The 23,244-nt window shown below is 68.8% G+C and carries 24 protein-coding genes and 1 pseudogene; 14 read left to right on the top strand and 11 right to left on the bottom strand.

What is annotated here, in order from left to right; genetic code table 11:
* Positions 1-589: 589 nt before the first annotated feature.
* The 3 genes from ACS04_RS22665 to ACS04_RS22655 form a co-directional block, all read right to left on the bottom strand.
* Positions 590-2,650, bottom strand: a complete 2,061-nt coding sequence (locus ACS04_RS22665) for a pectinesterase family protein (protein ID WP_048478541.1) — start codon at positions 2,648-2,650, stop codon at positions 590-592.
* Positions 2,651-3,329: 679 nt separating this feature from the next.
* Positions 3,330-4,187 (bottom strand): hypothetical protein, encoded by an 858-nt coding sequence (locus ACS04_RS22660; protein ID WP_048478540.1) that lies wholly within the window; start codon positions 4,185-4,187, stop codon positions 3,330-3,332.
* Positions 4,184-4,750 (bottom strand): SigE family RNA polymerase sigma factor, encoded by a 567-nt coding sequence (locus tag ACS04_RS22655; protein WP_048478539.1) that lies wholly within the window; start codon positions 4,748-4,750, stop codon positions 4,184-4,186. The genes ACS04_RS22660 and ACS04_RS22655 overlap by 4 nt, the downstream gene beginning before the upstream one ends.
* Positions 4,751-5,223: 473 nt before the next feature.
* On the opposite strand from ACS04_RS22655, the gene ACS04_RS22650 reads away from it, so the two are divergent.
* From ACS04_RS22650 to ACS04_RS22640, 3 genes are all read left to right on the top strand, one after another.
* The gene (locus ACS04_RS22650; protein ID WP_048478538.1) at positions 5,224-6,567 is read left to right on the top strand and encodes a pectate lyase family protein; all 1,344 of its coding nucleotides are present in this window, start codon (positions 5,224-5,226) and stop codon (positions 6,565-6,567) included.
* Positions 6,568-7,110: 543 nt separating this feature from the next.
* Positions 7,111-7,545 (top strand): MFS transporter, encoded by a 435-nt coding sequence (locus tag ACS04_RS22645; protein WP_048478537.1) that lies wholly within the window; start codon positions 7,111-7,113, stop codon positions 7,543-7,545.
* 192 nt (positions 7,546-7,737) lie between these two features.
* Positions 7,738-9,000: an IS256 family transposase gene (locus ACS04_RS22640; protein ID WP_209441752.1), complete on the top strand. Its 1,263-nt coding sequence runs from the start codon at positions 7,738-7,740 to the stop codon at positions 8,998-9,000.
* Between the two features lie 151 nt (positions 9,001-9,151).
* Here the strand turns inward: ACS04_RS22640 and ACS04_RS22635 are convergent, their stop codons facing one another.
* Positions 9,152-9,613: a lamin tail domain-containing protein gene (locus tag ACS04_RS22635; RefSeq protein ID WP_048478535.1), complete on the bottom strand. Its 462-nt coding sequence runs from the start codon at positions 9,611-9,613 to the stop codon at positions 9,152-9,154.
* Between the two features lie 564 nt (positions 9,614-10,177).
* Between ACS04_RS22635 and ACS04_RS22630 the strand changes: the two genes are divergently transcribed.
* Positions 10,178-10,765, top strand: a complete 588-nt coding sequence (locus tag ACS04_RS22630; RefSeq protein WP_053080901.1) for a hypothetical protein — start codon at positions 10,178-10,180, stop codon at positions 10,763-10,765.
* A gap of 180 nt (positions 10,766-10,945) precedes the next feature.
* On the opposite strand, the gene ACS04_RS22625 is transcribed toward ACS04_RS22630, so the two are convergent.
* Positions 10,946-11,755 carry a protein kinase family protein gene (locus ACS04_RS22625; protein WP_053080900.1) on the bottom strand — a complete coding sequence of 270 codons (810 nt, stop codon included), beginning with the start codon at positions 11,753-11,755 and terminating at the stop codon, positions 10,946-10,948.
* Positions 11,756-12,074: 319 nt separating this feature from the next.
* Between ACS04_RS22625 and ACS04_RS22620 the strand changes: the two genes are divergently transcribed.
* The gene (locus ACS04_RS22620; protein WP_048478534.1) at positions 12,075-12,308 is read left to right on the top strand and encodes a hypothetical protein; all 234 of its coding nucleotides are present in this window, start codon (positions 12,075-12,077) and stop codon (positions 12,306-12,308) included.
* A 90-nt stretch (positions 12,309-12,398) separates the two neighbouring features.
* Entirely contained in the window at positions 12,399-13,106 is a 708-nt protein-coding gene (locus ACS04_RS22615) for an HNH endonuclease family protein (protein ID WP_048478564.1), read from the top strand.
* A gap of 51 nt (positions 13,107-13,157) precedes the next feature.
* Here the strand turns inward: ACS04_RS22615 and ACS04_RS22610 are convergent, their stop codons facing one another.
* Positions 13,158-13,427, bottom strand: a complete 270-nt coding sequence (locus ACS04_RS22610; protein ID WP_158977443.1) for a hypothetical protein — start codon at positions 13,425-13,427, stop codon at positions 13,158-13,160.
* A gap of 697 nt (positions 13,428-14,124) precedes the next feature.
* Between ACS04_RS22610 and ACS04_RS22605 the strand changes: the two genes are divergently transcribed.
* Both ACS04_RS22605 and ACS04_RS39495 read left to right on the top strand, forming a co-directional pair.
* Entirely contained in the window at positions 14,125-14,349 is a 225-nt protein-coding gene (locus ACS04_RS22605; RefSeq protein ID WP_048478532.1) for a DUF397 domain-containing protein, read from the top strand.
* Positions 14,350-14,436: 87 nt separating this feature from the next.
* A pseudogene (locus ACS04_RS39495) lies at positions 14,437-15,390 on the top strand (DUF5753 domain-containing protein); the annotation flags it as partial.
* An 84-nt stretch (positions 15,391-15,474) separates the two neighbouring features.
* Here ACS04_RS39495 and ACS04_RS36540 read toward each other — a convergent pair.
* The 3 genes from ACS04_RS36540 to ACS04_RS38300 all read right to left on the bottom strand — a co-directional run bounded on the left by ACS04_RS36540 (position 15,475) and on the right by ACS04_RS38300 (position 17,474).
* Positions 15,475-16,236 carry an SAM-dependent methyltransferase gene (locus tag ACS04_RS36540; RefSeq protein WP_078865170.1) on the bottom strand — a complete coding sequence of 254 codons (762 nt, stop codon included), beginning with the start codon at positions 16,234-16,236 and terminating at the stop codon, positions 15,475-15,477.
* 275 nt (positions 16,237-16,511) lie between these two features.
* Complete coding sequence (locus ACS04_RS22590; protein WP_048478529.1) at positions 16,512-16,907, bottom strand: hypothetical protein; 396 nt, start codon at positions 16,905-16,907, stop codon at positions 16,512-16,514.
* 318 nt (positions 16,908-17,225) lie between these two features.
* Positions 17,226-17,474, bottom strand: a complete 249-nt coding sequence (locus ACS04_RS38300; protein ID WP_158977440.1) for a hypothetical protein — start codon at positions 17,472-17,474, stop codon at positions 17,226-17,228.
* Between the two features lie 742 nt (positions 17,475-18,216).
* Between ACS04_RS38300 and ACS04_RS22585 the strand changes: the two genes are divergently transcribed.
* From ACS04_RS22585 to ACS04_RS22565, 6 genes are all read left to right on the top strand, one after another.
* On the top strand, positions 18,217-18,459 hold the full coding sequence (locus ACS04_RS22585) for a hypothetical protein (protein WP_048478563.1): 243 nt from the start codon (positions 18,217-18,219) through the stop codon (positions 18,457-18,459).
* Positions 18,431-18,958: a DUF6879 family protein gene (locus ACS04_RS22580; RefSeq protein WP_048478528.1), complete on the top strand. Its 528-nt coding sequence runs from the start codon at positions 18,431-18,433 to the stop codon at positions 18,956-18,958. The genes ACS04_RS22585 and ACS04_RS22580 overlap by 29 nt, the downstream gene beginning before the upstream one ends.
* 14 nt (positions 18,959-18,972) lie before the next feature.
* A complete protein-coding gene (locus tag ACS04_RS22575) occupies positions 18,973-19,818 on the top strand; it encodes a helix-turn-helix domain-containing protein (RefSeq protein ID WP_048478527.1) in 846 nt (281 codons plus the stop codon).
* Between the two features lie 95 nt (positions 19,819-19,913).
* Entirely contained in the window at positions 19,914-20,081 is a 168-nt protein-coding gene (locus ACS04_RS38295) for a hypothetical protein (protein WP_158977437.1), read from the top strand.
* The gene (locus ACS04_RS22570; protein ID WP_048478526.1) at positions 20,078-20,305 is read left to right on the top strand and encodes a hypothetical protein; all 228 of its coding nucleotides are present in this window, start codon (positions 20,078-20,080) and stop codon (positions 20,303-20,305) included. Before ACS04_RS38295 ends, ACS04_RS22570 begins: the two co-directional genes overlap by 4 nt.
* A gap of 207 nt (positions 20,306-20,512) precedes the next feature.
* The gene (locus ACS04_RS22565; RefSeq protein ID WP_245236495.1) at positions 20,513-21,058 is read left to right on the top strand and encodes a DUF3885 domain-containing protein; all 546 of its coding nucleotides are present in this window, start codon (positions 20,513-20,515) and stop codon (positions 21,056-21,058) included.
* Between the two features lie 36 nt (positions 21,059-21,094).
* On the opposite strand, the gene ACS04_RS37595 is transcribed toward ACS04_RS22565, so the two are convergent.
* Positions 21,095-21,903, bottom strand: a protein-coding gene (locus ACS04_RS37595) for an IS5 family transposase (RefSeq protein ID WP_398025604.1) whose coding sequence is annotated in 2 segments (ribosomal slippage) — positions 21,095-21,549 and positions 21,549-21,903 — 810 coding nt in all. Because the reading frame shifts where the segments join, the coding sequence is not laid out codon by codon here.
* 780 nt (positions 21,904-22,683) lie between these two features.
* The gene (locus tag ACS04_RS36535; protein WP_078865158.1) at positions 22,684-23,217 is read right to left on the bottom strand and encodes an SMI1/KNR4 family protein; all 534 of its coding nucleotides are present in this window, start codon (positions 23,215-23,217) and stop codon (positions 22,684-22,686) included.
* Between the last annotated feature and the right edge of the window lie 27 nt (positions 23,218-23,244).

Below are 23,244 nucleotides of genomic sequence, written 5' to 3'. Positions count from 1 at the left end.
GTGCTTACCGCTCATAACAAGAACAGCTCGACGAGCTGCGCCGCACCCGCACCGTGCGGGCCCGCCGCCTGCGCAAGGACGCCAAGAAGGCTGAGACCCGTGCCGGATCCGGACGTGGCGACCCTGGCTGCTCAGTTTTCGGACCGGCCGTCGCCCTCCAGCATCAATCCCCACAAGGCGGCCTCGGGGATGTCCGAGAGGGGCGTGAGGTCGGCCTGCCAGGCCTCCAGAGGGTCCGGGCAGCCAGGCCGGCGGGGCGATGCTCGGTATTCCACCACCGAGCCCGGTCCAGGACCTCGGCGGTGAACTCGGCGGATCTGCGTCCTGCCCGACGGTCACGAGTCCTCGATGGAGTAACCGCACTGGGGACGGACCACCGAGGCCGGCCGATCGTGTGGGTGGGCAGCGCACCCGATGACTAGTGACGCTGTGAGCCGGCAGGCAGGACCCCGGGGGCGCTGGAGCGTTTTTGGGCACCGGCCCGCGTCCTGAAACTCCCGCAGTGACGGCGGATGCAGCCGCCTCGGGCCTGCCCGCGGATCCGGGGTCCGGGAGCTGCGCGACCCCCCGGCCCCCTTCTCCCGCCGATCTACGGGGTCCAGCCGCCCAGCCAATGCGAGACCTCGTGGGATGCGGCCTGGGCGTCCGTCAGGTGGGGCCGCTCGGTGCTCTTTGGACCGGCGCCCGGGCCGGTGTTCATGTACTCGGCGAAGCGGTCGTCCTTCCAGGCGAAGCCGCCCATGTCGGCCCAGGGCGTGCCCTTGATCGCGGCGCTGAGGTGGGAGTTGCGGACGGTGGCCTGGGGGTCGGTCGTCTTGTCGCCACCGGGATGCCAGTTCCGGCCGAGGTGGAAGGAGGACGCGGCCACATCGCCGTTGACCGTGGAGCGGTTGATGAGGATGCCGTTGCGGCCCGCCGGGGTGCTCGGGGCGGTGATGTAGCCGGCCGAAGTACCGTTCCAGCGCTTCTTGAGGGTGATGACCGACTGGTCGATCACCGCGGTGGCACGGCCGAAGATGAAGTCGACGTTGCCGACGACGTAGGAGTTGGTGACGTAGACGCGGCCGGGCTTGTCCGGCGCCGCGGTTTCCATCTCCAGGGTGTCCTGGTCGCCGGTGACGATGACGCCGTCCAGCACAATTCTGTCCGCAGCCGTGAGCAGGGCGACTGCCTGGTGGCCGTTCAGGGACTGGTTCGCGGCCTCGTCGAAGTCGTTGGAGACGCTGAGGTTGCGGAGCTGGGAGTCGTCCGACCGGACGGCGACCGTGGCGCTACCCGGTGTGCCGTACGTGCCCGAACCGTCCGGCTTCCGCGTGCCGGCCGCGTTGCCGTACACGATCACCGTGTCCTTGCGGCTCGCGCCCGAGCCCTGGATGGTGATGTGCGGCTTGCTCGCCGGAACGTCCACCGTCTCGCGGTACGTGCCCGGCTTGACCGAGATGACCAGGCGGGAGGGATTGCCGACGGGTACGGCGTCCACCGCGGCCTGGACCGTCTTGTACGTGCCGGATCCGTCCTTGGCCACGGTCAGGGTTGTCGCGGCCGTAGCGGAGGGGGTGGTCGCCGCCCTGCCGATGGCAGGGCGGGGGCCGGCGCCGGACTTCACCTTCGAGGGGACGTCGGCGGCCGCGTCGAGGGTGTAGCGGTAGTAGGTCGTGGGGTCGAAGGCCGTGCCACCGCTCTCGTTGCGGCCCGTGGTGTCCACGAAGACATTGCCGCGCTGCACGAGAGCGGCCGTGCCGTCCTTGATGACCGGGTTGTTAATCCCCTCGAAGTAGCTGTTCTCCAGCACCATCTTCGTCCCGCCGCGCGCGTAGTTGCCGTAGGAGGAGGTGATGGACGAGTCCGGGTCGTCCTGCAGGAAGTTGTTGTAGAGGTGGGCGTGTGCCACGTTGTCTGTCGACGGGTTGCGCTGCTCGGTTTCGTGGAACCAGTTGTGGTGGATCGTGATGTCGGCGGTGACGTGGTCGGTCCAGCCGATGCCGAAGGCCTTGTTCTCGTTCTTCAGCTGGTTCCAGGACACCGTCACGTATGTGGTGTCCTTGCGGCTGTCGATCAGTCCGTCGGCCATGTTCCGCAGGTTGTTGTGGTCGATCCACACGTGGTGGGCGCCGTCCATCTGGATGGCGTCCCAGTCGTGGTCCTTGTCGTTCCACGTGCCGGCGTAGGAGTCACGGATCGTCAGGTTCCTGATGATCACATTGTGGACGCCCTGGCCGAGGAAGAACCCTCCGCCGACGATGTGTCCCGAGGTGCCCGCGCCGACGATGGTCTTGTCAGAGGCGACCGCGATCTCCTTGCCCTTGGGGTTCATGGTGATCGTGCCCGCCACGACGATGACGTACGGCTGCGGGGCGGTCGCGTATTTCTCCAGGTGGGCCAGGGTCTTCACGGTGACGATCGCGCCGTCCCGGCCGCCGTAGGTGCCTTTCTGTCCCAGCGCGTTGACCGAGGCGAAGCCGTCCGCGACCTCACGGGCCCAGGCCGGTCCCGTTGTGGCGGCCGCGGCCTTCGGCCGGGCGGCCTCGCCGAACACTCCGAAGGCTCCGCCATACGACATGCCCACTGCGGTGGCCGTGACCAATGGGATGCTGACGGTCAGGCCGAGTCTGCGCCTGCGGTGCCGTGCCTTGGGCTGCGTGGTCTCCATTGTTCACTGTCCTTGAGGGAGGGTTGTGGGGCGTACACCTGCCAGTTGCCACCGCGGGTGGAAAAGTTGCCGCGTGCCCGGGGCACGACACCCGTTCCGCTCGCCTGGTAACCGCACCGAGAGGCCGATCCACGCCACGGGTCCGCTGCTGGGCGGTCCCGTGGCCTCCTTCCGATCCGCTGCGCTGAAGAGAGCCCCGCCTGGAGGGCCTCCTCGCAGCTCGCCTCTGACCGCCCCATGGACTCTGTGCCCACGACCACGACCTGGACAAGGCCACGGAGTGGCCGGAGGACTGGGCGGACATCACTCGCCGCTCTCGTGTCGGTGACCGCTGGCACCCCGTAGGGCGGAGGTAGGCCCACCGTCGGTGAGGCCCACTGGGGCCAGTACGTTCCCGTGCACCCCGACCCGTCGACCGGGGTGGTCCTGGCGGAGGCCCGGGTGACCATCCCGCGCGGCCGGGTAGCCGGGCTTTGGGCATTCGCTGGAACACCCGATCCGTAGTGCACCCCTGACCTACGGTGCGGGAGAGCGGCGGGTTCTGGCCGGGGCCGCTGTTGCACCACAGGGGTGCAACGCGGTCTTCAGCTCGGGCAGTCATGCCCCTTCCTAGCGTGGGGAAGATCTTGCGCCCTCTGGTCGCCACGGGTGGGGAAGGGTTGCCGCGTTTTCGTCTTGGTCAGTTGTCGTGGCGGGCGAAGTCGCCCGAGACGGCGAGCTGTTCGCTCCGCGTCCGGGCGGTGGCCGCGTAGCGGTCGTTCCGGGCGTCACGGCCGCCGCCGGCGTGGTTGTACTGCCCGGCGAACACCCACTGGCCGGCCGGGACTGTACGACCCTGCTTGAGCACCCAGGTGTGGACGAGGTAGCCGTCCTTCTCGGCGATCGTCAGCGTGAAGTCGGCCTCGGGCAGCGACCGCCACGCACCGGTGGAGGCGACCTGGCCGGTCTGAGCGATCCGCAACTCGACGGTCAGCGCGGTCAGTTCCTCACGATTCTTGAGGGTGACGTTGCTCTGTGCCCAGAAGTCGTTGCTGTGCGGGTCCACGGAGCCGTCCGACCACAGCGATCCGTCCTGCTCACGGGCGGCGGGCGGGCCGGCATCGGGCGTTCGCTTCGGGGAGACGCTCGGGGCGCCGGAGCCGCTCGGTGTCGGGTCCGCGGGCGCCCGATCCACGGGCGCCGGATCCACCGGTGAGGCAGCCCGGCGCGTCGCCTCCGTCGACGGGGCGGGCTTGGAGGTGGAGGCGGGGGCGGGCCTCGGCGGGACCGAGACCGTCTGCTGCGGAGGCATGTCGTTCACCAGGGAGGCCACGCCGTAGCCGCCTGCGGCAAGGATCCCCGCGACCGCCGCGGCGACGCCCACCGCGCGCAACCAGCCGAACCGCCGAGGGCGGGCCGCGCGCGAACGGGGCCGGTCCTCCTGCGCCATGCCGCGTTCGAGCCGTGCCAGGATCCGCGCGCGGTCGGGCCGGTGCGCCCCGGCCGCCTCGTGCAGCCGGGCGCGCAGCTCGTCGTCCACGTCCCCCCGCATCGTCATCGGTCCCTTCCTCCGGCCGTCCCGGTACGCGCCATTGCCGCATGCACCTTACGCGGAGCGTCCTGCGCGCCGAGCAGCCGCTGCAGCTCGGCCATCCCCTTCGAGGTCTGGCTCTTCACCGTACCGACCGACACGCCCAGGGCCAGCGCGGTGTCCTTCTCGGACAGGTCGAACGCATGGCGCAGCACGACGCACGCCCGCTTCCGGAACGGCAGCCTGCGCAGCGCCCGACGTACGTCCACCGCCCCGGCCACGTCCGGATTCTCGGTCTTCTCCTCCCGCTGCGCCCAGAACAGCGCGACACGCCGCCGCTCGCGCACCGCGCTGCGTATCCGCGCCCGGGCCAGATTGGCGACCACGCCCCGCGCGTACGCCACCGGCTGCTCGCTCGCCCGCAGCCGGTCCCAGCGGTGCCACAGCGCGAGCAGCGCATCCGCGGCCAGGTCGTCGGCGGCATCCGCCTCACCGGTCAACAGGTGCGCGAGCCGGGCCAATTCGGCGTGGTGCCGCTCGAAGAAGGCATGGAACTCCACGGAAGCGGCGTCATCGACGATTGTGGCCACGGGCGATGTCTCCTCGCAGCGACCTCGGGGCCCCGGAACCGGGCGCCTGTGCCTGTCATGTGTGCGACATGTGAATGTCCGGACGAGATCCGCAAGAGTAGCAGTGACCAAGCGCTTGCTCTGCCACGTCTCCAGGCGCACAGGGGCGCCCGCAGCCGTGACGGCGATCGGCTGAATCGCTGCGGCGACCGAACCGGGACCGTGGAGCGCGTCTTGGACGCGCAGGCAAAGTCAGAGGCAGACACTCTCGCAAGCTGACCTCCACCCGCCCATGTGGGGCTCGGGCCGGCGGGATGTGTACTCGTGACCTCTTGGTCCCGAATCAGGTTCGGTTGCCGGCCTGGCCTGGCCTGGTCTGGTCTGGTCTGGTCTGGCCTGCAAACCGGCTTCCCGCACGCGGCAACCTTTCAAAGGTCGGCGGCCACTAACAAGGCGTCACCCCGTTAGCCTCTTTCTCCCCTTAAGGAAGCCCCGTGGCTGCTCGCTCCCACCGCCGGTCCCTCCGATCCCGTCGTGGCGCCGTTCTCTGCGCGGCCGTCGTCGTCGCATGCGTCGGCTCTGGTGCTGTCGTGATGAACGCCAACGCCGGGACCGCCGACCTGTACCACCAGACGCTCACCGCGAAGGACGGCTGGGCGTCCTCCGGTACGGGGACCATCGGTGGCACGGAGGCCGACGCCGCCCACACCTTCACCGTCTCCACCCGTGCGCAACTCGTGAAGGCGCTGGGATCGGTCTCCGACACCACACCCCGCCTCATCAAGATCAACGGCATGATCGACGCCAACACCGATGACAGCGGAAAGAAGTTGACCTGCGCCGACTACGCCCTCGGTACCGGCTACTCACTGTCGGCCTACCTCAAGGCCTACGACCCGGCCACCTACGGCCGCTCCAAGCTTCCCTCCGGCACCCAGGAGACGGCACGCGCCGCCGCCCAGGCCAAGCAGGGCAAGAACACTGTCTTCAAGGTCCCCGCCAACGCGACGATTGTGGGCGTGCCCGGCACGAACGCGGGCCTCACCGGGGCCATGCTCCAGATTCAGAACGTGGACAACGTCATCGTCCGCAACCTGACCTTCGCCGCCACCGAGGACTGCTTCCCGCAGTGGGACCCGACCGACGGAGACGACGGCAACTGGAACTCCAACTACGACTCGGTGTCCCTGCGCGGCGCGACCCACGTGTGGGCGGACCACAACACGTTCACCGACGCGCCGCACTTCGACAGCGCCAACCCGAAGTACTTCGGCCGCGAGTACCAGATCCACGACGGCGCCCTCGACATCACCAAGGGATCCGACCTGGTGACCGTCTCGCGCAACCAGTTCACCAACCACGACAAGACGATGCTGATCGGCAGCAGCGACACCGACAGCGTCGGCAAGCTGCGCGTCTCCATCCACCACAACGTGTGGAAGGGCATCATGCAGCGCGCCCCGCTGGCCCGCATCGGCCAGATCCACATCTACAACAACTTCTACGACGTCACACCCCTCAACGGGTACACCCCGCAGTACAGCATCAACTCCCGGGCCAAGGCTCAGGTCGTCGCCGAGAACAACTACTGGAGGCTGCCGTCCGGTGCGAAGGCGGCCAAGCTCCTCAGCGGTGACGGCACCGGATCGGTCAAGGGCTCCGGCAACCTCGTCAACGGCACGGTGACCGACCTCGTCGCCGCCTACAACGCCGCCTCGTCCAAGGACCTGAAGACCACGGCCAACTGGACACCGACCCTCACCACGGGCCTGGAGCCCTCGGCGAGCAACCTTCCGACGTCGCTGGCGACGACGACGGGGGCGGGCGTGCTCAAGTAGCGCCCGGGACACGCGAGGGCCGGGAGGCGACGCCCCCGGCCCCCGCGTACCGCGCCGCGCGGTCCGCCGCCACGAACGGCGAGCGCCCGCCGGGGGGCCTCGCCCAAAACAGCCTCTACGTGGCACCGCCACCGCCGAGCATGCGATCTTCCCGCCGGAAGCCCCCAAGGCCGGAGAGCCACCCGCCCACCATGGCGGGGGCCCCATGCCTGCCGCGTTTCACGCAAGCCACCTGCCTGACCCGCTGTGAGGGCCGTCAGTGGCCGACTTCTCTTTCATGCCCGCTCGTCTGGCCCGCGCCTGGTCGACGTCTGACTCCGACGCGTTCGGCTCACTGTTCGCCGAAACGGCCACCTCCACCGGCCTCGGATACGCAACCAGCCCTCAAGGAAGATCCGAGATCACGGCCCGGCGATCGGAACCTGCTTCACCGCCACCGACCGCCTGTGCGCCACCTCAACCCCCGCAACCGCTGACCCGACTCGGCGCCCTGTCCGGCCGTACGGGCCAGCGGCGCGAGGGCGAAGGCCAGGGTGGCTCGCCATGAGCCTGGTCCACCGGCATGGCCGCGCCGTCCCTCGGGCCGGCGTCCTGCTCGCCGCCGCAACGCTCACCGGATACCACCAGCTCATCACCACCGACCCCGCCGGCATGGGCATCTGGCGCACCGCCGCCCCGATGCTGGCCGTCGGCTTCGGCCTGGGCATGATCGGCGCCCCGCTCGCCGACCTCACCCTCGGCAAGGTCGCCCACCAGCACGCCGGATCCGCCTCCGGCCTCTTCAACACCGCAACCCAGCTCGGCATCGCCCTGGGCACCGCCGCCACCAGCGTCGTCCTGTTCACCCACACCCCCGCGGGCACCCAAGGCCCCGCCATGAACAGCGCCTTCGCCCACAGCCTCTGGTACGTCATCGCCGCCCTGACCACCATGTGGGCACTCATGATCCTGCTCCCCAAACAGACCCGAACCGCCTGAGCCGAGAAGGCGCCGGTGCAACGACAGCGCCGCCTTCTCACAAACGGTCTCTTCCCAAAGCAAGATCAATATCGGGCTGCCGAACCCCCGCCGACTCCGGCTGACCCCTTCAGAGTCGGGAGCGGGCCTGTAAAAGGAACGGTGTAACTCCGATCATGGAGGATTGCACCTGTGACCAGCGAGAACATAGCTATGGAGCCTGAGGCTGCAGCCTCGCCGGCGGCTGTCGATGACCGGTTCCTGAACGAGCTCGTGGCCCGGGCCCAGGCCGAGGGCCTGCAGCTGACGGGCGAGGGTGGTCTGCTCCAGCAGCTGACGAAGCGACTGCTGGAGTCGGCTCTCGAGGGCGAGATGACGGACCATCTCGGCTATGACCGGCACGATCCTGCGGGCAAGAACGGCGGGAACTCGAGGAACGGGAAACGCTCCAAGACCGTCATCACGGACGTCGGCCCGGTGGAGATCGAGGTGCCGCGGGACCGGGAGGGAGCGTTCGAGCCGCAGATCGTGAAAAAGCGTCAGCGCCGGCTGACCGGCGTCGACGAGATGGTCCTGTCTCTGTCGGCGAAGGGCCTGACCCACGGCGAGATCTCCGCTCACCTGGCCGAGGTCTACGGGGCCGAGGTCTCCAAGCAGACCATCTCGACGATCACCGATTCGGTGATGGAGGGCATGGCCGAGTGGCAGGCCCGTCCACTCGACTGCGTCTATCCGGTCGTGTTCATCGACTGTATCAACGTGAAGATCCGCGACGGCCAGGTCGCCAACCGCCCCATCTATGTGGCGCTGGCGGTCACCGCCGAAGGCCACCGCGACATCCTCGGACTGTGGGCCGGCGGCGAAGGCGGCGAGGGTGCCAAGCACTGGCTGCGGGTCCTGACCGAGCTGAAGAACCGCGGCGTCGAGGACGTCCTGATGCTGGTCTGTGACGGCTTGAAGGGCCTGCCCGACGCGGTCGGCGAGGTCTGGCCCCAGACCGTCGTCCAGACCTGCGTCGTTCACCTGCTGCGGGCCTCCTTCCGCTATGCGGGCCGCCAGGACTGGGACAAGATCGCCAAAGCCCTGAAGCCCGTCTACACCGCTCCGACCGAAGACGCGGCCACCAGCCGATTCCTCGAGTTCTGCGAGGAATGGGGCCAGAAGTACCCGGCGATCGTCCGGTTGTGGGAGAACGCCTGGGCCGAGTTCGTCCCGTTCCTGCAGTTCGACGCAGAGATCCGCCGCATCGTCTGCACCACCAACGCGATCGAGTCCGTGAACGCCAGGATCCGCCGGGCAGTCAGGGCCCGCGGCCACTTCCCCTCAGAGAACGCCGCCATGAAGTGCGTCTACCTCGCGGTGATGTCCCTCGACCCGACCGGCGCCGGCCGCAAACGCTGGACCACCCGCTGGAAGCGAGCCCTCCAGGCATTCGACATCGCCTTCGACGGACGCCTCACCCACAACCGAATCTGACCTACGAACCAACCACGGTTACACCGTCTACTGGACAGGCCCGCAAGGAACGGGACGCCCTCGGCGCATAGACCGACGCGTAACCCTCCTGAGGCAGCGGTGCGGGCCGTCGCCCGGTAGGGGGCGACGACCCGTGCGCGCGTGGTGTGGGTTAGCGTCGGCGGCCCCAGGTTTCGGTGTCGACGGTGCGACCGCGGTCATCGCGCAGGGTGGCGGTGTCGCCGTTGTTGCCCCAGATGTACTCGCGGCTGTTCTGGAAGAGGTCGGTGCGGGTGTTGTGGCCGGTGCCGGTGTGGATGCGGATGGTGGCGCGGCCGTTGATGCGGGTGTTGTCGAAGCGGTAGCGGTTGCCGTCCGCGTCGCGCAGCGTCCAGCCGCGCAGGTTGATCGCATCGCGGGTGGTGTTGGTGATCTCCACCCACTCGTTGTTCAGGGAGCGGTTGGTGTGGTCGTCGCGTCCGGGACTGTCGGCCTGGACCCGGCTGATCTCCACCCGCGGGTGCTGACGCTGGCCGTGGTCCTGCGCGGCGGCCGGCAGCGCGGCCGCACCGACCACGGCACCCGCGGCCAGCACGGTGGCGGCGATACGGCGCACGGAAGAGGCAGAAGACATGGGTGGCGCTCCCTCAAGCACAGCACTCCACCAGCCGAAACAAGCCGGTGAAGGCTTCTGTCGTGGTCGGCCCGGATGAGCCGAGGGCCACACTCTCGACCCGGCACGCCCTGCGCCGCAGCCCCCGCCCGATACTAGTTACCGGACGCGGACATATCCGTCACACTCACCTGCACACCGCATACATCCCGCCCGGGTGTGCCCCTGACATCCATTGACCGCTACACGCACCAGCCCCGCGAACCGGACAGCGGGGTCGGCGTGCTCCGGCGCACCACCGGGCGCACTCCTTCTCCGCCTCACCCGGCTGGACCAGTTGCTCGGGTAACAGCCGTTCTGCGGAGTTCTTCGCACACCTGTCCGTTCTTCGTGCGCGCGTCGTTTCCTGCGGCGGGTCGATGCCCTGGGCAGCACGTCTGCGTCCGCCAGGGTTGCGGGCTGCCGAGGGACAGGTCCCGTACCGCTTTCGGTGGATCCCGGTACGCGCACGCCCGGGTCACGGCACCCTGAACGCGTGGAGCGGCCGGTGGGCCGGCTCGATCAAGGCACGGGGAGGGGTTGGTCGTGGTGGACAGGGTGCTGAAGGCGCTGGGAGCCGCGCATCAGGGGGCGGTGGGGGTGCTGCTGGCCGACGGCAGTGAGCCGGGCCCGGTCTACTTCGACGTGGGCAGCGGCCCGGACGTGCCCTCGTCAACGGAGTGGCACGCCTACGACGGCCGGCGAGGGCGGCCCCGGGCCGAGCTGCTGCGGGGCAGCTGCTCGTGCGGCTGGCGCGGCGCGGCCGAGTACCCCCTCGACTGGACCACCCTCGCCGACGACGAGCCGCTGTATGAGGCGGACGTCGACCTGTCCGGGCCGATCGGCGACTACGAGGCCCACGTATCGGTGGTCCGGGACGCATCCGTCCCGCTCCCCGCAGAGCTGACCGGTCTGCTCACCGAGCTCGTCCGGCAACTCGATGTCCTCGCTGTCGAGGAACCGCTGGCGGTGTTGAAAGCGCTCGCCGACCTGCGGTATGTCATCGCCCAGACCGGCCAAGAGGCCGCGTACGAACTCGCCGCCCTCGACGTGCCTCTCAAGGACGTGGCGACCGCCCTCGGCACGAGCGAAACCGCCGCCCGCACCTACCTCAACGACTACCTCCACCCCTGACCCAGTGGCGGGCCTCCAGCCACGACCAGTCCTCGTGACGGTAGCGGGTGCCGAACGTCTCGTCGGAGTACAGCGGAAGGCGGTGCTCGCGCGCGCAGCCGCCGGGCCGGAGCCGCGCTGCCACCGGAACAGCCATGTGTTCGGCAGGCAGAGCGCCGGGGGCCCGGGGGCGTCAGGTTGTCAGCGCCAGTGCGCGGCCCATGTGCGGGCGGCTGTGATCGTCTCGTCGAGCTCGGTCATCCCGTGCTCGCGCCAAGCCTCCCAGGATCGCGCCTCCGCCTCCGCAAGAACCCGTACTCCCTCGCGGGGAGCCTGGGCGAACGCGGGGATGGTGCGGGCCCAGCGTGCTGCGTCCTCGATGCTCTGCTTGCCGTCGAGGACCAGGCGGAATCCCCAGAGTGCGGCGTCGATCCATGCGGGGCCGCGCATGGCCCATGCCCAGTCGATCATCCATACCCGGCCGCTGCGCTCGACCATGAAGTTGGTGGCGGCCGGATCCGAATGCACCAGCCGGTCCCCCGTCAGGAGGCCTTCCTGGGCGGGGTCGCAGTACTCGCCCCACCGGTCCCACGGGGTCAGCCGCACGCCGTCAGGCGCGGGCAGCAGACTCAGCTCGCGCAGGGCCGCGGCGACCGGCTCCAGATGGTCACCGTCCTCGCCGAAGTACGCCCACGCGGAGGCGTGGGCGCCCTCGAAGCAGAGCAGCAGCCACCCGCCGGCCTCCTCCTGCCACAGCATCCTGGGGGCGATCGCAGGCACGAAAGGGGCAACGGCTGCTTCGGCCCGCAGCTCACCGATCCGCGGGTGGTCCAGGGGGAGACCTTTGACGAACACCATCTCCGGGCCCGACTCCGGCCAGAACAGCGACGCGAGCGCGGAACTGGTCCCCGACTCCACCTCCGCCCGCGGGCAGTCCTCCCCCACCCGGGCCGCGATCGCCTGCCGGGTATCGTCGGGAAGCTCCTCGAACGGGAGCCGGTCAACGCGCATGACCGGTCAGCCTCCCGGCCGGGGCTGCTGAGGATTGTTCGGCGGGAACGGCGGGTTCTTGTCCGGACGGGTCGGCGGATCCGTCGACGGACGCCCCGGCGGCGGCTTCGACGTAGGCCCGGGAGACGACGGACGCCGATCAAGCACAGGAACGGTCATGGCGGCGAAAATACCGGCCGTCGGATCGCCGCCACCCGGCAATGGGCGAGATTGGCGCTATCGCGCCGCCACCCCGCCCACCGGGGACCCTTGGGGGCTCGATGGTGTGATCCTCCCGCAGAGGCGAGAACCACGGCCAGCCGCAGACGGTTCCTGGGGTATGAGCGACGAGAGCGTGATCACGATCAAGATCCGGGGCCAGGAGAAGGCCGCACTCGAAGCCGCTCAACGAATCTCGGCCCTGTTCCTGTCCTCAGGTCCGTGCCGGTTGCGCCGTACCCCCGGTGAGGACGAGGTACAGCTGCTCGTGCACGCGGACGTCAGCCGGGACCCGGGTGACGGCGGGTACCTCGACCACAACGAAGCTGAGGGAGCAGGCGCGTTTCTTCGGTGAATCCGGCCGTCCGCACGGGTGAGTTGTCCCCGGGAGCCTGTCGGGGTGGGTATCGGGCCCGCTACACCGGCCTTTGTGATCAAGAACCTGATGCTGCGCGGCCTGCCTGCGCTCGCCCTCTGCACCCTGCCCCTGTTCACCGCGGCTCCGGCCGCGCACTCCGCACCCACCGTCACGGCGGCACCCGCGGCCGCCTTGACCGGTGGCCCGGCCGGGCTGCGGGCTCCGATGCCGCTGTTCGAGGCCATCGACCGCCTGCCCGTCGGCGTCGAGCACCGCGAGGGCTACAAGCGGGACCTGTACAAGCACTGGAACAAGGGCCTCAACGCCGGGGACGGCTGTGACACCCGCAAGGAAGTTATCCTCGCCGAAGCGGTTGTGGCGCCGCAGGTCGCGGCCGGCTGCAAGCTGACCGGCGGATCCTGGCGCAGCGCCTACGACGACGTGGTCGTGACGGACGCGGCGCGGCTTGATGTGGACCACTTCGTGCCGTTGGCGGAGGTGTACGACTCGGAGCAGGTGCCGTGGTCGGCGGCGCGACGAGAAGCGTACGCGAACGACCAGGCCTCCCCGGACACGCTGATCGCGGTGTCCGCCGCATCCAACCGGTCCAAGGCCGACAAGGACCCGGCCGAGTGGCTGCCCTCGGACGGCTCCTACCACTGCACCTACGCCGCCACTTGGGTCGGAACCAAGCTGCGGTGGGACTTGGCCGTCGACGAGAACGAGCGTCAGGCTCTCCTCGGTCTCGCCGAGGACTGCCCCACGACCAGCGTCGTCTACGAACCCGCGCCCTGAGTCCCGGTCGGCTGGCTGCGGTCTGAAGGCCAAGGTCTTCGCCGACCGCAGTCAGGCGTCTGGGTTGAGGCCTGCCTGGCGGGCGGCATGGCGCCGGACCTCCTCGGACACCGGGATCCGGGGCGTGGCCGGGCTGCGGGTGAGGACCAGGCCGTCCATCACCGTCCGGTAGGCCGTGACGAGCACGATCAGCAGACTCGTGCAGAGCAGGACCTGTGAGGTGCGGCCGTATTCATATGTTCCGGCGCCCCAGCCGGCGACCGCCACGAGCACGGCGAGCAGGAATCCGTCCACTGCGATGCGTTCACGACGGCTCAGCATGTCCAGATCCTTCCGACGTGTCCCGCGGGCCGGTCGGAGCCTGCCACCAGCGGCGACTGCCCATGCGGACCGTGAGGGTGACCTGCTGAAAGTGTGTCCGGCCAGCCTCGACCGAGAGCTGCGCGTGCGTCCGGGGACCGGCCCGGCTGCCCTTGGCGCGTCGTCGGCACCGGGCGCCTGTCGCGTCCCCCCACCCCGGCCCGGCTAGCGGCGCCCCTGGGCCGGCTCTGCACAGCGCAGCTCGGCCGCCGGGATGCCACTCCATCACCAAAGCGGCGCGTGACCCTGCTCGGCGCACCACGAGACCGAGAGGCCGTCGCACTCGCTCGGGGCGTATGCGCGGCCTCTCTGTCGTGCATGCGGTAGGCCGGCAGCGGCCGGTGCGCTGTGCGAAGCGCTCGCCGATCCACGCCGCCGCGGTGCGCTCCTGCTCCTGTGCCAGCGGCCTATGTGTAGCGCATTTTCCAGGTGTCCGGAATCGAGTTTTCCATTTTCCATTACCTGATGATCGGATGGGGAAATTGCCTCTTTAGAGTGACAGCCCACGCCGGGGCGCGGCGCTAATCTCATCGCCACACCCTCGGCCCATCAGGGGCTTTCCGAACTTTCCCAGTTTTCCTGTGCGGGTGGCACAGGGGCAGGCCTGGAGGGCGGGAGCGGGGTGTGCAGGTGATCGCTACGGTGTGAGGGAGCTGGTGTGGCCGAGTTGGGTGAAGTGGTGTCGGTGGGGGTGGCGTGGCAGAAGTCGGCGGCCTGCAACGGGTTCGAAGACTGTGTGGAAGTGGCGCGCCTTGCCAATGGGAACGTAGGGTTCCGGAACTCGCGTTTACCTGATGGGCCGATGGTGGAGTTCACCGGTGCCGAGCTGTCGGCGTTTGTGGAGGGCGTTGTCAAGGGCGAGTTCGACTGGATGACCATCTGATACGCGGATTCGGTTGCGAAGAGCCACGCGAGGAACTCAGACTGCGACGGTGGTGAGCGTTCACCACCCTTTGCAAGGGAGATTCGCGTGGCCGATCGGCCCATCCGCCCGCCCGCTCGGACGTCGTTCCGGGAGGAGCTCGACAGGGGCGAGTCCGACACGACTCTGGCCCGTCGGCTGTGGGGATTTGAGCTGCGGGAGGCCCGCGACAGTCTCGGTTGGACCAACGCCGAAGCCGTCCGCCGGGGCGCGGCATCCTCAGCGACCGTTCTGAGCCGCCTGGAGCAAGGGAAGATCAAGGCCAAGGTCACCGAGGAGGTCGCGCAGACCCTGGCCGTCCTCTACGGGGCTGATGAGCGGACTGCCGTGTCCTGGCGCAACCAGGCTGCGCAGATCTCGCAGGAGAGGACCGGGCGCGACGGCGAAGCCTCGCCCGCGGACGGCGATTTCAAGGAATCGCCGGCGTTTGCGGACATCCTCCGGCTGGAGCGGCGCGCCTCGGAGATCATCTCGTTTGCGGGGTTGTACGTCCCCGGGCGGGTGCAGACCAGGCAGTACAGCAAGGTGGTGATGGAGCGGGCCTGTGACGGGCGCAAGGAGCTGCTGGATCTGGTTCCCGGGCGGTTGCGGCAGCGTCACGAGCGGCAGGAGCTGCTGGAATGGGGCACCGCGCTGCACTACTCCATGATCATCGACGAGCATGTGCTGACGACCCCGATCCCGGGGGACGGCCCCATGCTGGAGCAGCTGTTGGAGCTGCAGAAGCTGGCAAAGACCCGCGAGTGGATCCACCTGCGGGTTTTGCCTCGCTGTCAGTGGGAGCACGAGCTTCCGAAGGCCATGACGATGTCGCTCTTTCGCTTCCCGGTGGAGCAGGGTGCGGAGTTGGAGCAGGCGACGACGCCTCCGGCGATTCTCTACCTGGAGGGCAGTAGTCCGGAGCTCAGCCGCCTGTATACCGATCAGGCCAAGGTCGATGCGCACGATGCCAACCTGACCATGCTCTCCAACCTCTCCCTCGACGTGGAGGACAGCCTGGGCTTCGTCGAGGAGCACATCAGCCGTTTCGAGGCGAAGCTGCGGGGCGGCAGCCGCTCCCGTCGTCCCTGCCCGCCGCCGGGGCCGTCACGGTACCCGGGCCACGCCACCGTATTGGACCCAGCCTCCGGGGCTGCGGGGCGCGGGCTGGGGGGGATGACCCGGGTTCCAGCCGGCCACATCGCCGGGAGCGTCCTGGCCGACCATGCGCAGGCCGGTGAAGAAGCGGGCGACGTCGCGGCGGGGTCGGATGTTGCCCCAGTGCCGGCCCAGCGCCTTCCCTAGAAAGTCTCCGACCTCGGCGCGTACGGCGGGGTCGTCGTGGGTGAGGTGGGAGACGACGAGGTAGCTGCCGCCGGGCAGGCGGCCGGTCAGGTCGCGGACCAGGGCCCAAGGGTCCTCGTCGTCGGGAATGCACTCCAGGACCCAGCCGCACAGGACCGCGACCGGCAGGCCGGCTTCGAGCAGGCGCGCGACTCGGGGGTGGCGCAGGATGCTCGCGGTGTCTCGGATGTCGGCACACAGGACGGTCGCGGCGGTGGGGTCCTCGGCCAGGACCAGTCTGCTCTTGCCCAGCGCGACGGGGTCGTTGTCGACGTAGACGACGTGGGTGTCGGGGCGGGATTCGCGGGCGATCTCGTGGACGTGGGGCCGGTGCGGGATGCCCGAGCCGAGGTCGAGGTAGCGGCGGACCTCGTGCTGGGCGGCGAGATGGCGAACGGCGCGGCCGAGGAAAGCCCGGTTGAAGGCGGCGAGTTCACTAAGACGTGGGGCCAGGTCCAGCAGCTGGGCGCAGGCGCGCCGATCGGAGGCGTATCCGCCCTGCCCTCCCAGTAGGTGGTCGTACATCCGGGCGATGCTGGGCTTGGTGACGTCGATCGGCACGGGCTCCCCTGGGGCACGGCTGTTTTCCCTGCCGGGCGGCCGGCGGGGAAGGCAGGGTCGTGGGCGGAAAAGCGTTCATCATAGGGGGTCACCCCCTTGTGAAAATACCTGCCCAGGACAGGCGAGGATCCAATCTCCGGAAATCCGGCGCAATCCTTGCCGATGTGTATTCGTGCTGGTAGGGGGCGCGCGTGAACGCGCCGGTATCGCATTTAGCAGGTGTATATGCCGGGGGACGTTTACGCTGCCGGGTGGGGCACGACGGTTCGGTAGAGCGACTCGAACGCGGCTGATTCCATGCCCATCGCCTCGGCCGCCCGGTCCGCCTGCAGGCCCACGCGATGTCGCAGGAGGAACGCGTCGGCCGCTGGCCTCGGCAACTCGTCGAGAGCGGATCTTGGCCTGCGTGGGTGGTTGTGGACCGCCGAGGACAGCCGCTGCCAGGCGCAACCCGCGGTGGAAGCACATGTGAGCAGCCCGGCCCAGTCCCGCTCGATCTGCGTCCACACCGCTGCGGCGATATCGGCGCCGGCGCCCTCGTCACGCAGGCACACCACCGCGAACTGCCGGTAGGCGGGCTCGAACCGGGCCCTGAAGGCAGCTCTAGCCACGCTCTCGGCGGCTTCTGCATCCATGCCCTGCGTTCGAACTGTCCTCTCTGCGCCGGATTCGTCAGCGCCGGGAGTACCGCCGTGAGGGCCGCCTCCGTAGTTGGCCGTGATCATGGAACGATTCCTCGCTCGGGTGGAAAGGAGTAGCACTGACGGCCGTGACTCTGGCCGGATCTCGTGCCGCCAAACGGGCACCTGCCGACCACAACACGGTCCAGGAGCAGCGCCGTTCAAAGGACGGCACGAGGCCGCGGGCCACCTCTGTGGCGGAGCCGGGATCGCGGGCAGCGGTCCCGGCCTGCACGATGGCCGGCGCGCCCCGGGCAGGGCGCACCGGCTGCGTCAGCGGCGCACCAGCACCCTGAAGAGGAGAGCGGTCCGGTCGCCGAGGACCAACGGCGTTGCCGCCAGCACTGCGGCCTCGTCCACCTCTCCGACGATGACGCCGACCACGAGGAGGGTTGCCAGCACTGATGACCACCGGGCCACACCCGAAAGCGTGGCGTGGAAGCGGGTTTCACGCGGTGGCGGAACCGGAATGCTAATTTCTGGGCTCATCGGTCCCCAGGACCGATCTGCACGTTCGATCATGTCGTTCCTTCGAAGCAGGGCGCAATGGTCGAACCCCCGCGGGGCTTCGGGGCGGGCATGCCCTGAAGCCCCGCTCATCGGGGGATCGAATGCAGCGAAACACGGCCCCCCGGCTGGCCCAAGCGCTTCCACCCGCCGGAACAGCAGCCTGGCGTAGGGCTCTCGACGGGGCCTGAGCCCACCACGGACGACAGAAGTGGACACGATCTGTCGTCTCGGATCACATTGCCTCGCTGCTGGAACATGATCGGGCGGAAATATGCCCAACCCTTCGGAAAATAGAGCAAGTAGCCCGGATGGGCTTCACTCCTGAGGGTGAGCGTTTTCCCTGGGGTCGCCTCGATCCCGCCCTTTCCGGCAAACGCACCCACGTAGCGTTCCATCACGCCCGCGCGCAGCAGGATCAAGGCGGTCAAGCCTTTTCCGGTCTGTCCCTTTCCCAGACGCACCGGGGCTGGCGAGGGCGCGGGCTGCTGACTGGACCGATGTGAAGCCGCTGGGACCTGGTAGTCGCCACGTCCGCGCGCCAGGCCCCCGCAGCCTGACCCAGACCTGCCCCACCACCGGGATCTGCAAGCCTGCCGTGCGACACCGGCCTGGTTCACCTGCACGGTTCGCAGGCGGAGTCGCCCATCAGCGATGGTGGGCAGGCAATCCCCCGTTCTCCGGCCGCCGTCCCCTGTTTCCTGCTCCACTGGGGCGAGCGCAATTTCCCGCAAGCACAGCGATGCAGGGGGCAGACATGGCATTACGGTTCATCGGTATCGACCCGAACTCCGACACCGGGCAGTGCCCCACGGTGTGGGTCGACGAGGACACGGCCGAAGTGGTCATCCAGGGCTGGAAGGCCGACGAGGCCCTGCTCACGGAGTGCCTGGAAACCGGGGCAGTCCCCGAGACCGAGGGCGTGGTGCGGATCCCCGTACGGATGGCGGCGATGCTGAGGGAGGCCTGTGATGCCGCAGAGCGACGTGCCGGGCTTTGACGCCCTGCTCGACGGCGCCCGCCACTCCGCCCTCCACCTGGAGATGCGCGACGGCTACGGCGTCGCGGCGGAATCCGCGGGCTTCGCTCACTGGCTGGAGACCGGCGAACGGAACATTGACCCCGACTCGGAGTACTGGGCGTTCTGGACCAGTCTGGTGCGCCGCACCGTGGCGCGCGGGGTGAGGGTGCGGCGGGCCCGCATCGTCTCGGAACCCCTGTCGGACTACGCCCGCTACAGCCACGCCGGCGCGGTCGTGAACATCGCGGCCGGGGAGGAAGTCCGCTACCTGCCCCGCCGCCGAGCCTCCGACATCGCTCTGCCCGGGAACGACTTCTGGCTGATCGACGGACGGCTCATCCGCTGGAACCACTTCACCGGGAACGGCGCCACGGCCGGCGGGGAGATGTCGGATGACCCGGCCTCGGCCGCGCTGTGTGCCTCAGCGTTCACGGCGGTGTGGGAGCGCGCTATTCCGTATGAGGACTACAAGCCGTAGCCGGCGCATCGTCGATGACCTCGCCTCTGTCCAGTGCCCAGGCTGCCCGCAGCGCGCTCGCCACGCGCCTGCGGCACCTGCGCCTGGACGCGGGCCTGGCCGGCCACCAGCTCTCCCAGGCCTGCGGGTGGCATCCGGCGAAGACCTCCCGGATCGAGAACACCCGGGCCGTGCCCTCCGACGCCGACATCCGCGCCTGGTGTACCGCGTGCGGCGCCGACGGTCTGGCCGAGGACCTGATCGCCGCCGCCCGCCACGCGAACTCGATGTATGTGGAGTGGAAGCGGCTGAACCGAGCCGGGCTGGCCAGCCTGCAGCAGGAGATCGTTCCTCTGCTGGAGCGTACCCGTCAGTTCCGTGTGTACTGCTCCCACGTCGTCCCCGGCCTGCTTCAGACCCCCGCGTACGCGGCCGCCGTCATCACCGCGTACGGCACCTTCCACGGCACCACCGACGACATCGAGGGCGCCGCGGCCGCGCGGGTGAAGCGGTCCGCGGTGCTGCATAAGCGCGGCCGCCGGTTCGCGTTCCTCATCGAGGAGTCCGTCCTGCACTCCCGCATTGCCGACCCTGAGAGCACAGCCGCCCAGCTGGAGCACCTCGTCGAGCTCGCCGCGCTTCCCCAGGTCTCCCTCGGCATCATCCTCACCCGCGTGCCCCGCCCGCTGTGGTCGATGGAGTCCTTCACCGTCTACGACGACGTTCAGGTCGGCATCGAGCTGCTCTCCGCACGGGTCACCATCACCGCCCCCGGCGAGATCGCCACCTACGAGCGGGCCTTCGCCGACCTCGCCACCCACGCCGCGTATGGTGCCAGCGCCCGCACGCTGATCCGACGGGCCGCCGCAGCGCACCGGTGAACCTCCGCAATTTCCCGCAAGAACGTTGAACGGCCACCCGCCCGCTACCTAGCTTCGAGGGTGTTGGGATTCCAGCAGCGGCACGGAGGCCCCTGATGAACACACCCACCAACAGCCCGGACTCCGCCCGGTGGAGCCCCGTCCGGTCGAATTGCGGCGCCCCTTCCCCGGCGCTTCGGGCCCGCGCGAAGCGGGGCCTCGCCCGCTTCCCGGGCGCCCCGGACGCGGAGCGGGCGAGCGCCACGGACGGGGGCGAGGAATGAAGGGCGCCGGCCTCGGGTTCGGGCACGAGGACCATCCGCTGCTGGGCCGCCGGGTCCGCGACCTCGCCTCCGGCACCGAAGGCGAGCTGATGGCCGTCGTCGCCGAAGAGATCCCCACCCACGCCGGCCGACGCTGGACCAGGCACGCATACATCCGCCCCGAAGCCGGAGGACGCGAACTACCCACCGCGGTAGGCAACATCGAACCCCTCGGCACCGACTGAACCAGCCTGCGTTCGAGCGGCGCTGGGGAGCGGCGTACGCGGGCTTCGGCAGCGCCGTGGGCAATCCCCGCGACGAGGCCTTGCGCGGGCGCCCCGCCCTAAGAAGTCGTTTCTCTTGGTGAGAGGGCGCCGGGCATCATGACCACCGGTAGAGGTCACTGTTTGAGAGGACGAGTAAGGCAGATGTCTGGAGGCGTAACGACGGCTTTGACCGAGCTGTGGCAGCAGCACTGGCCCAACTGTCCTCCGGTCGGCTACAAGCTCCGCGACCCGTATCGGAATGTCTGGGTGCGCTTCCACAGCCTGCCGGAGTCGAAGCGATACGCGGAAGACGAGAGCGAGTACACCGTCGTCCTGGAGCGGTACAACACCGCCCTCGATGAGTTGTTCGCCGGTGGGCATGTCTACGTGATCACCCCAGTTTGGGCGACGGAAGCCGAGGTTCCGTCATTCCAGCCAGATGCTGGCTACTGGCAGACCCTGCTGGTGGAGGACGATCCAGACCCGGAGTTCCGTACCTACTGCCACCTCTTCGCCGCCCGCCGGCCCTGGCGATACGGCTGCCTCGACGAGCTGCTCCGTGACATCGCTGACGACAAGGTGGCGGGAGTCCTCATCACCGACACCCAGATGCGGCGCATCTATCACCCCTACGACGGTGGCGCCGATGTCTTCCTCGCCACGCCCGAGGAGCGGGATCAGACGCGCGATCGGCATGCCGACTGGCTTTCCAGTCACCCCTCGGGGCTCTGACGGGACTGGCTCACCACCCCGCCCACGTCGTGGGACTCAGGAAGTCAGCCGACGGAAGCAGATTCGGAGGGCCGCTATGCCGACGAAGGCGAGGAAGTGTTCGGCCTTGCGCTCGTAGCGCCGGTGGAGCCGTCGGCAGCCCGCCAGCCAGGACACGGTCCTCTCGACCACCCATCGGTGGCGGCCGAGCCGCTGCGAGGACTCGACGCCCTTGCGGGCGATGCGGTGGCGGATGCCACGGCTGCGAAGCCACCGACGCAGATGGTCGTAGTCGTAGCCCTTGTCTGCGTGCAGCTTCGCCGGGCGCCGGCGGCGCGGGCCGCGGCGGGAGAGGATGGGCGGGATCCCGCGCACGAGCGGCTCCAAGCCCAGGCTGTCGTGCATGTTCGCACCGGAGATGCCTAGGGACAGCGGCAGTCCATTCCGGTCCGTGATCAGGTGGATCTTCGATCCCGGCTTGCCGCGATCGGTCGGATTCGGTCCCGTCAATGGCCCCCTTTTGCAGCCCGGACGCTGACCGAGTCGATCGCGCACCGCGACCAGTCAAGCTCGCCTCGGGCACCGAGTTCATCGAGCACGACCCGATACAACCGGGCCCAGACCCGGTCCCGGCTCCACTGGGCAAAGCGCCGGTAGACCGTGGGCCAGGCCGGTCCGAATGTCGGCGGGAGCTGCCGCCAGGTGCAGCCTGACGTTGCTACGAAGATGATCGCGGCCAGAGCCTCCCGGTCACCGGCCCGGCGTCGGCCCCCGCCCTGCGGGCGCTTCACCTCAGTCGGCGGCACCACCCGCCGGAACAGCACCCACAACTCCTCCGGCACCAAATGCTCAACCAGACTCGTCATGCACGGCTCAACGAACGATCACGCCAAAGGAAACGACGTCTAAGGATCCGCGGGCACGGAGCTCTGCGTGCCGAACTCCCCATGGTGTCGCCCGCCTGCACCTCACCGCCAGGGCGACGGGCACTCCGATCCGGTACTCGAAGGCCCCTGTGATCGACCGCGTGGCAATCACTGCGGAAAACCTGTCTCGCCCGAGGCGCACGGGGATGCCCGTGCCTGGGACATCAGCGAATCGCTGAGGAGCAGCACCGGGGCTTTCCCCGGCAAGGGATCATCCGATGCCCCTGACGAACACGGGAGCTGACGAACAGACCGAACCCCCTGCTGAGGGTGCAGAGGGCCGCGATGCAGTCGGCACAGGTGGGCCCGAGTCTCCTGAAGATGCGGCTGGGGGAACCGAGTGCCGGTCCGATCCTGGTTTCAGGAGCAGCCCACGTGCAAGCCGCTCATTCCTCTCTCAATGCGCTTCGCTCTGAAAAGATCATCGGGCGGCTTGAGCGACGGCCGTCTCGTGATCCGACAGCGGAGGAACCGAGATCGACAGCGTGCGCGAACAGGCGGCCGTCGTGGCGGAGACCCTCACCACGGCCCTCGATCGGGCGTCCGCTGCCGCCCTCAAAAACCGCGAACCCCACCCTCGCGGGATCGTCTGCCGGGTCACCGTCCCCACCAAGGGCGTACCGTCCACCGACCGGAACCGAACTTCCCACTCAGAGACCATGTCCCGATCGTAGAGACAAGCGCTGCCGTCCCGGCCGCCTGCCCCTCAATCAGCCACCCTCACACTTCGCCGAGCTGACGGAATTCATGCGTGGCGCGGGGGAAAAGGGAGGAGAGGATGTCGGACTGGAGTTCGCCGTTGAGGGAAGATGCAAGAAATTGGGTGCACGATACGGCGAAGTGTTCCCACCGACCACCGCGAGCCTCGTTTACCATGACAGTCCATTGATCCGGGTCAACGCCGGGCCGGACAAGCCAGTAGAGACATTCGCCGTTATCTGTAGTTGCCCACGGAACGACTCGGTTTCCCTCAGTTTCCAGCTCCGTCGGCTTCTTCTCGAATTCCCACAGGTCTTCCAGGTCTTCAGCCTGGTTGCGCGCCCAGTCAATCAGGTCGTAGTTATCATTGGGGCAACCAGGCTCCAAGACGTACAGATAGTCATCCCAGTTACTTCCTCCGTATACTCCGATGAACTCTTTGTAGTCAGACGGAAGCTCATCTCCGAGAGTGGCCTCGACCTCACTCCAGTCCTTCCGGCGAGGCGTAATCGGCGCCGGGAAAATTTCGAGAAGGCGTGCAATAGCATTAGTCATGGCGAATCCTATTCCAACAATGATGGC

Source organism: Streptomyces roseus (assembly GCF_001044425.1).
Classification (GTDB): Bacteria; Actinomycetota; Actinomycetes; order Streptomycetales; family Streptomycetaceae; genus Streptomyces; species Streptomyces roseus.
Note: the sequence above shows the minus strand (reverse complement) of the source record. Positions and strands in the feature narration are given on the sequence as shown.

What these genes read in the sequence shown, in the direction of transcription:
- ACS04_RS22665 (WP_048478541.1), bottom strand. Translation starts at nt 2,650, where the DNA reads ATGGAGACCACGCAGCCCAAGGCACGGCACCGCAGGCGCAGACTCGGC.
- ACS04_RS22660 (WP_048478540.1), bottom strand. Translation starts at nt 4,187, where the DNA reads ATGACGATGCGGGGGGACGTGGACGACGAGCTGCGCGCCCGGCTGCAC.
- ACS04_RS22645 (WP_048478537.1), top strand. Translation starts at nt 7,111, where the DNA reads ATGAGCCTGGTCCACCGGCATGGCCGCGCCGTCCCTCGGGCCGGCGTC.
- ACS04_RS22640 (WP_209441752.1), top strand. Translation starts at nt 7,738, where the DNA reads ATGGAGCCTGAGGCTGCAGCCTCGCCGGCGGCTGTCGATGACCGGTTC.
- ACS04_RS22635 (WP_048478535.1), bottom strand. Translation starts at nt 9,613, where the DNA reads ATGTCTTCTGCCTCTTCCGTGCGCCGTATCGCCGCCACCGTGCTGGCC.
- ACS04_RS22625 (WP_053080900.1), bottom strand. Translation starts at nt 11,755, where the DNA reads ATGCGCGTTGACCGGCTCCCGTTCGAGGAGCTTCCCGACGATACCCGG.
- ACS04_RS22620 (WP_048478534.1), top strand. Translation starts at nt 12,075, where the DNA reads ATGAGCGACGAGAGCGTGATCACGATCAAGATCCGGGGCCAGGAGAAG.
- ACS04_RS22615 (WP_048478564.1), top strand. Translation starts at nt 12,399, where the DNA reads ATGCTGCGCGGCCTGCCTGCGCTCGCCCTCTGCACCCTGCCCCTGTTC.
- ACS04_RS22610 (WP_158977443.1), bottom strand. Translation starts at nt 13,427, where the DNA reads ATGCTGAGCCGTCGTGAACGCATCGCAGTGGACGGATTCCTGCTCGCC.
- ACS04_RS36540 (WP_078865170.1), bottom strand. Translation starts at nt 16,236, where the DNA reads ATGTACGACCACCTACTGGGAGGGCAGGGCGGATACGCCTCCGATCGG.
- ACS04_RS22590 (WP_048478529.1), bottom strand. Translation starts at nt 16,907, where the DNA reads ATGGATGCAGAAGCCGCCGAGAGCGTGGCTAGAGCTGCCTTCAGGGCC.
- ACS04_RS38300 (WP_158977440.1), bottom strand. Translation starts at nt 17,474, where the DNA reads ATGATCGAACGTGCAGATCGGTCCTGGGGACCGATGAGCCCAGAAATT.
- ACS04_RS22585 (WP_048478563.1), top strand. Translation starts at nt 18,217, where the DNA reads ATGGCATTACGGTTCATCGGTATCGACCCGAACTCCGACACCGGGCAG.
- ACS04_RS22580 (WP_048478528.1), top strand. Translation starts at nt 18,431, where the DNA reads ATGCCGCAGAGCGACGTGCCGGGCTTTGACGCCCTGCTCGACGGCGCC.
- ACS04_RS22575 (WP_048478527.1), top strand. Translation starts at nt 18,973, where the DNA reads ATGACCTCGCCTCTGTCCAGTGCCCAGGCTGCCCGCAGCGCGCTCGCC.
- ACS04_RS38295 (WP_158977437.1), top strand. Translation starts at nt 19,914, where the DNA reads ATGAACACACCCACCAACAGCCCGGACTCCGCCCGGTGGAGCCCCGTC.
- ACS04_RS22570 (WP_048478526.1), top strand. Translation starts at nt 20,078, where the DNA reads ATGAAGGGCGCCGGCCTCGGGTTCGGGCACGAGGACCATCCGCTGCTG.
- ACS04_RS36535 (WP_078865158.1), bottom strand. Translation starts at nt 23,217, where the DNA reads ATGACTAATGCTATTGCACGCCTTCTCGAAATTTTCCCGGCGCCGATT.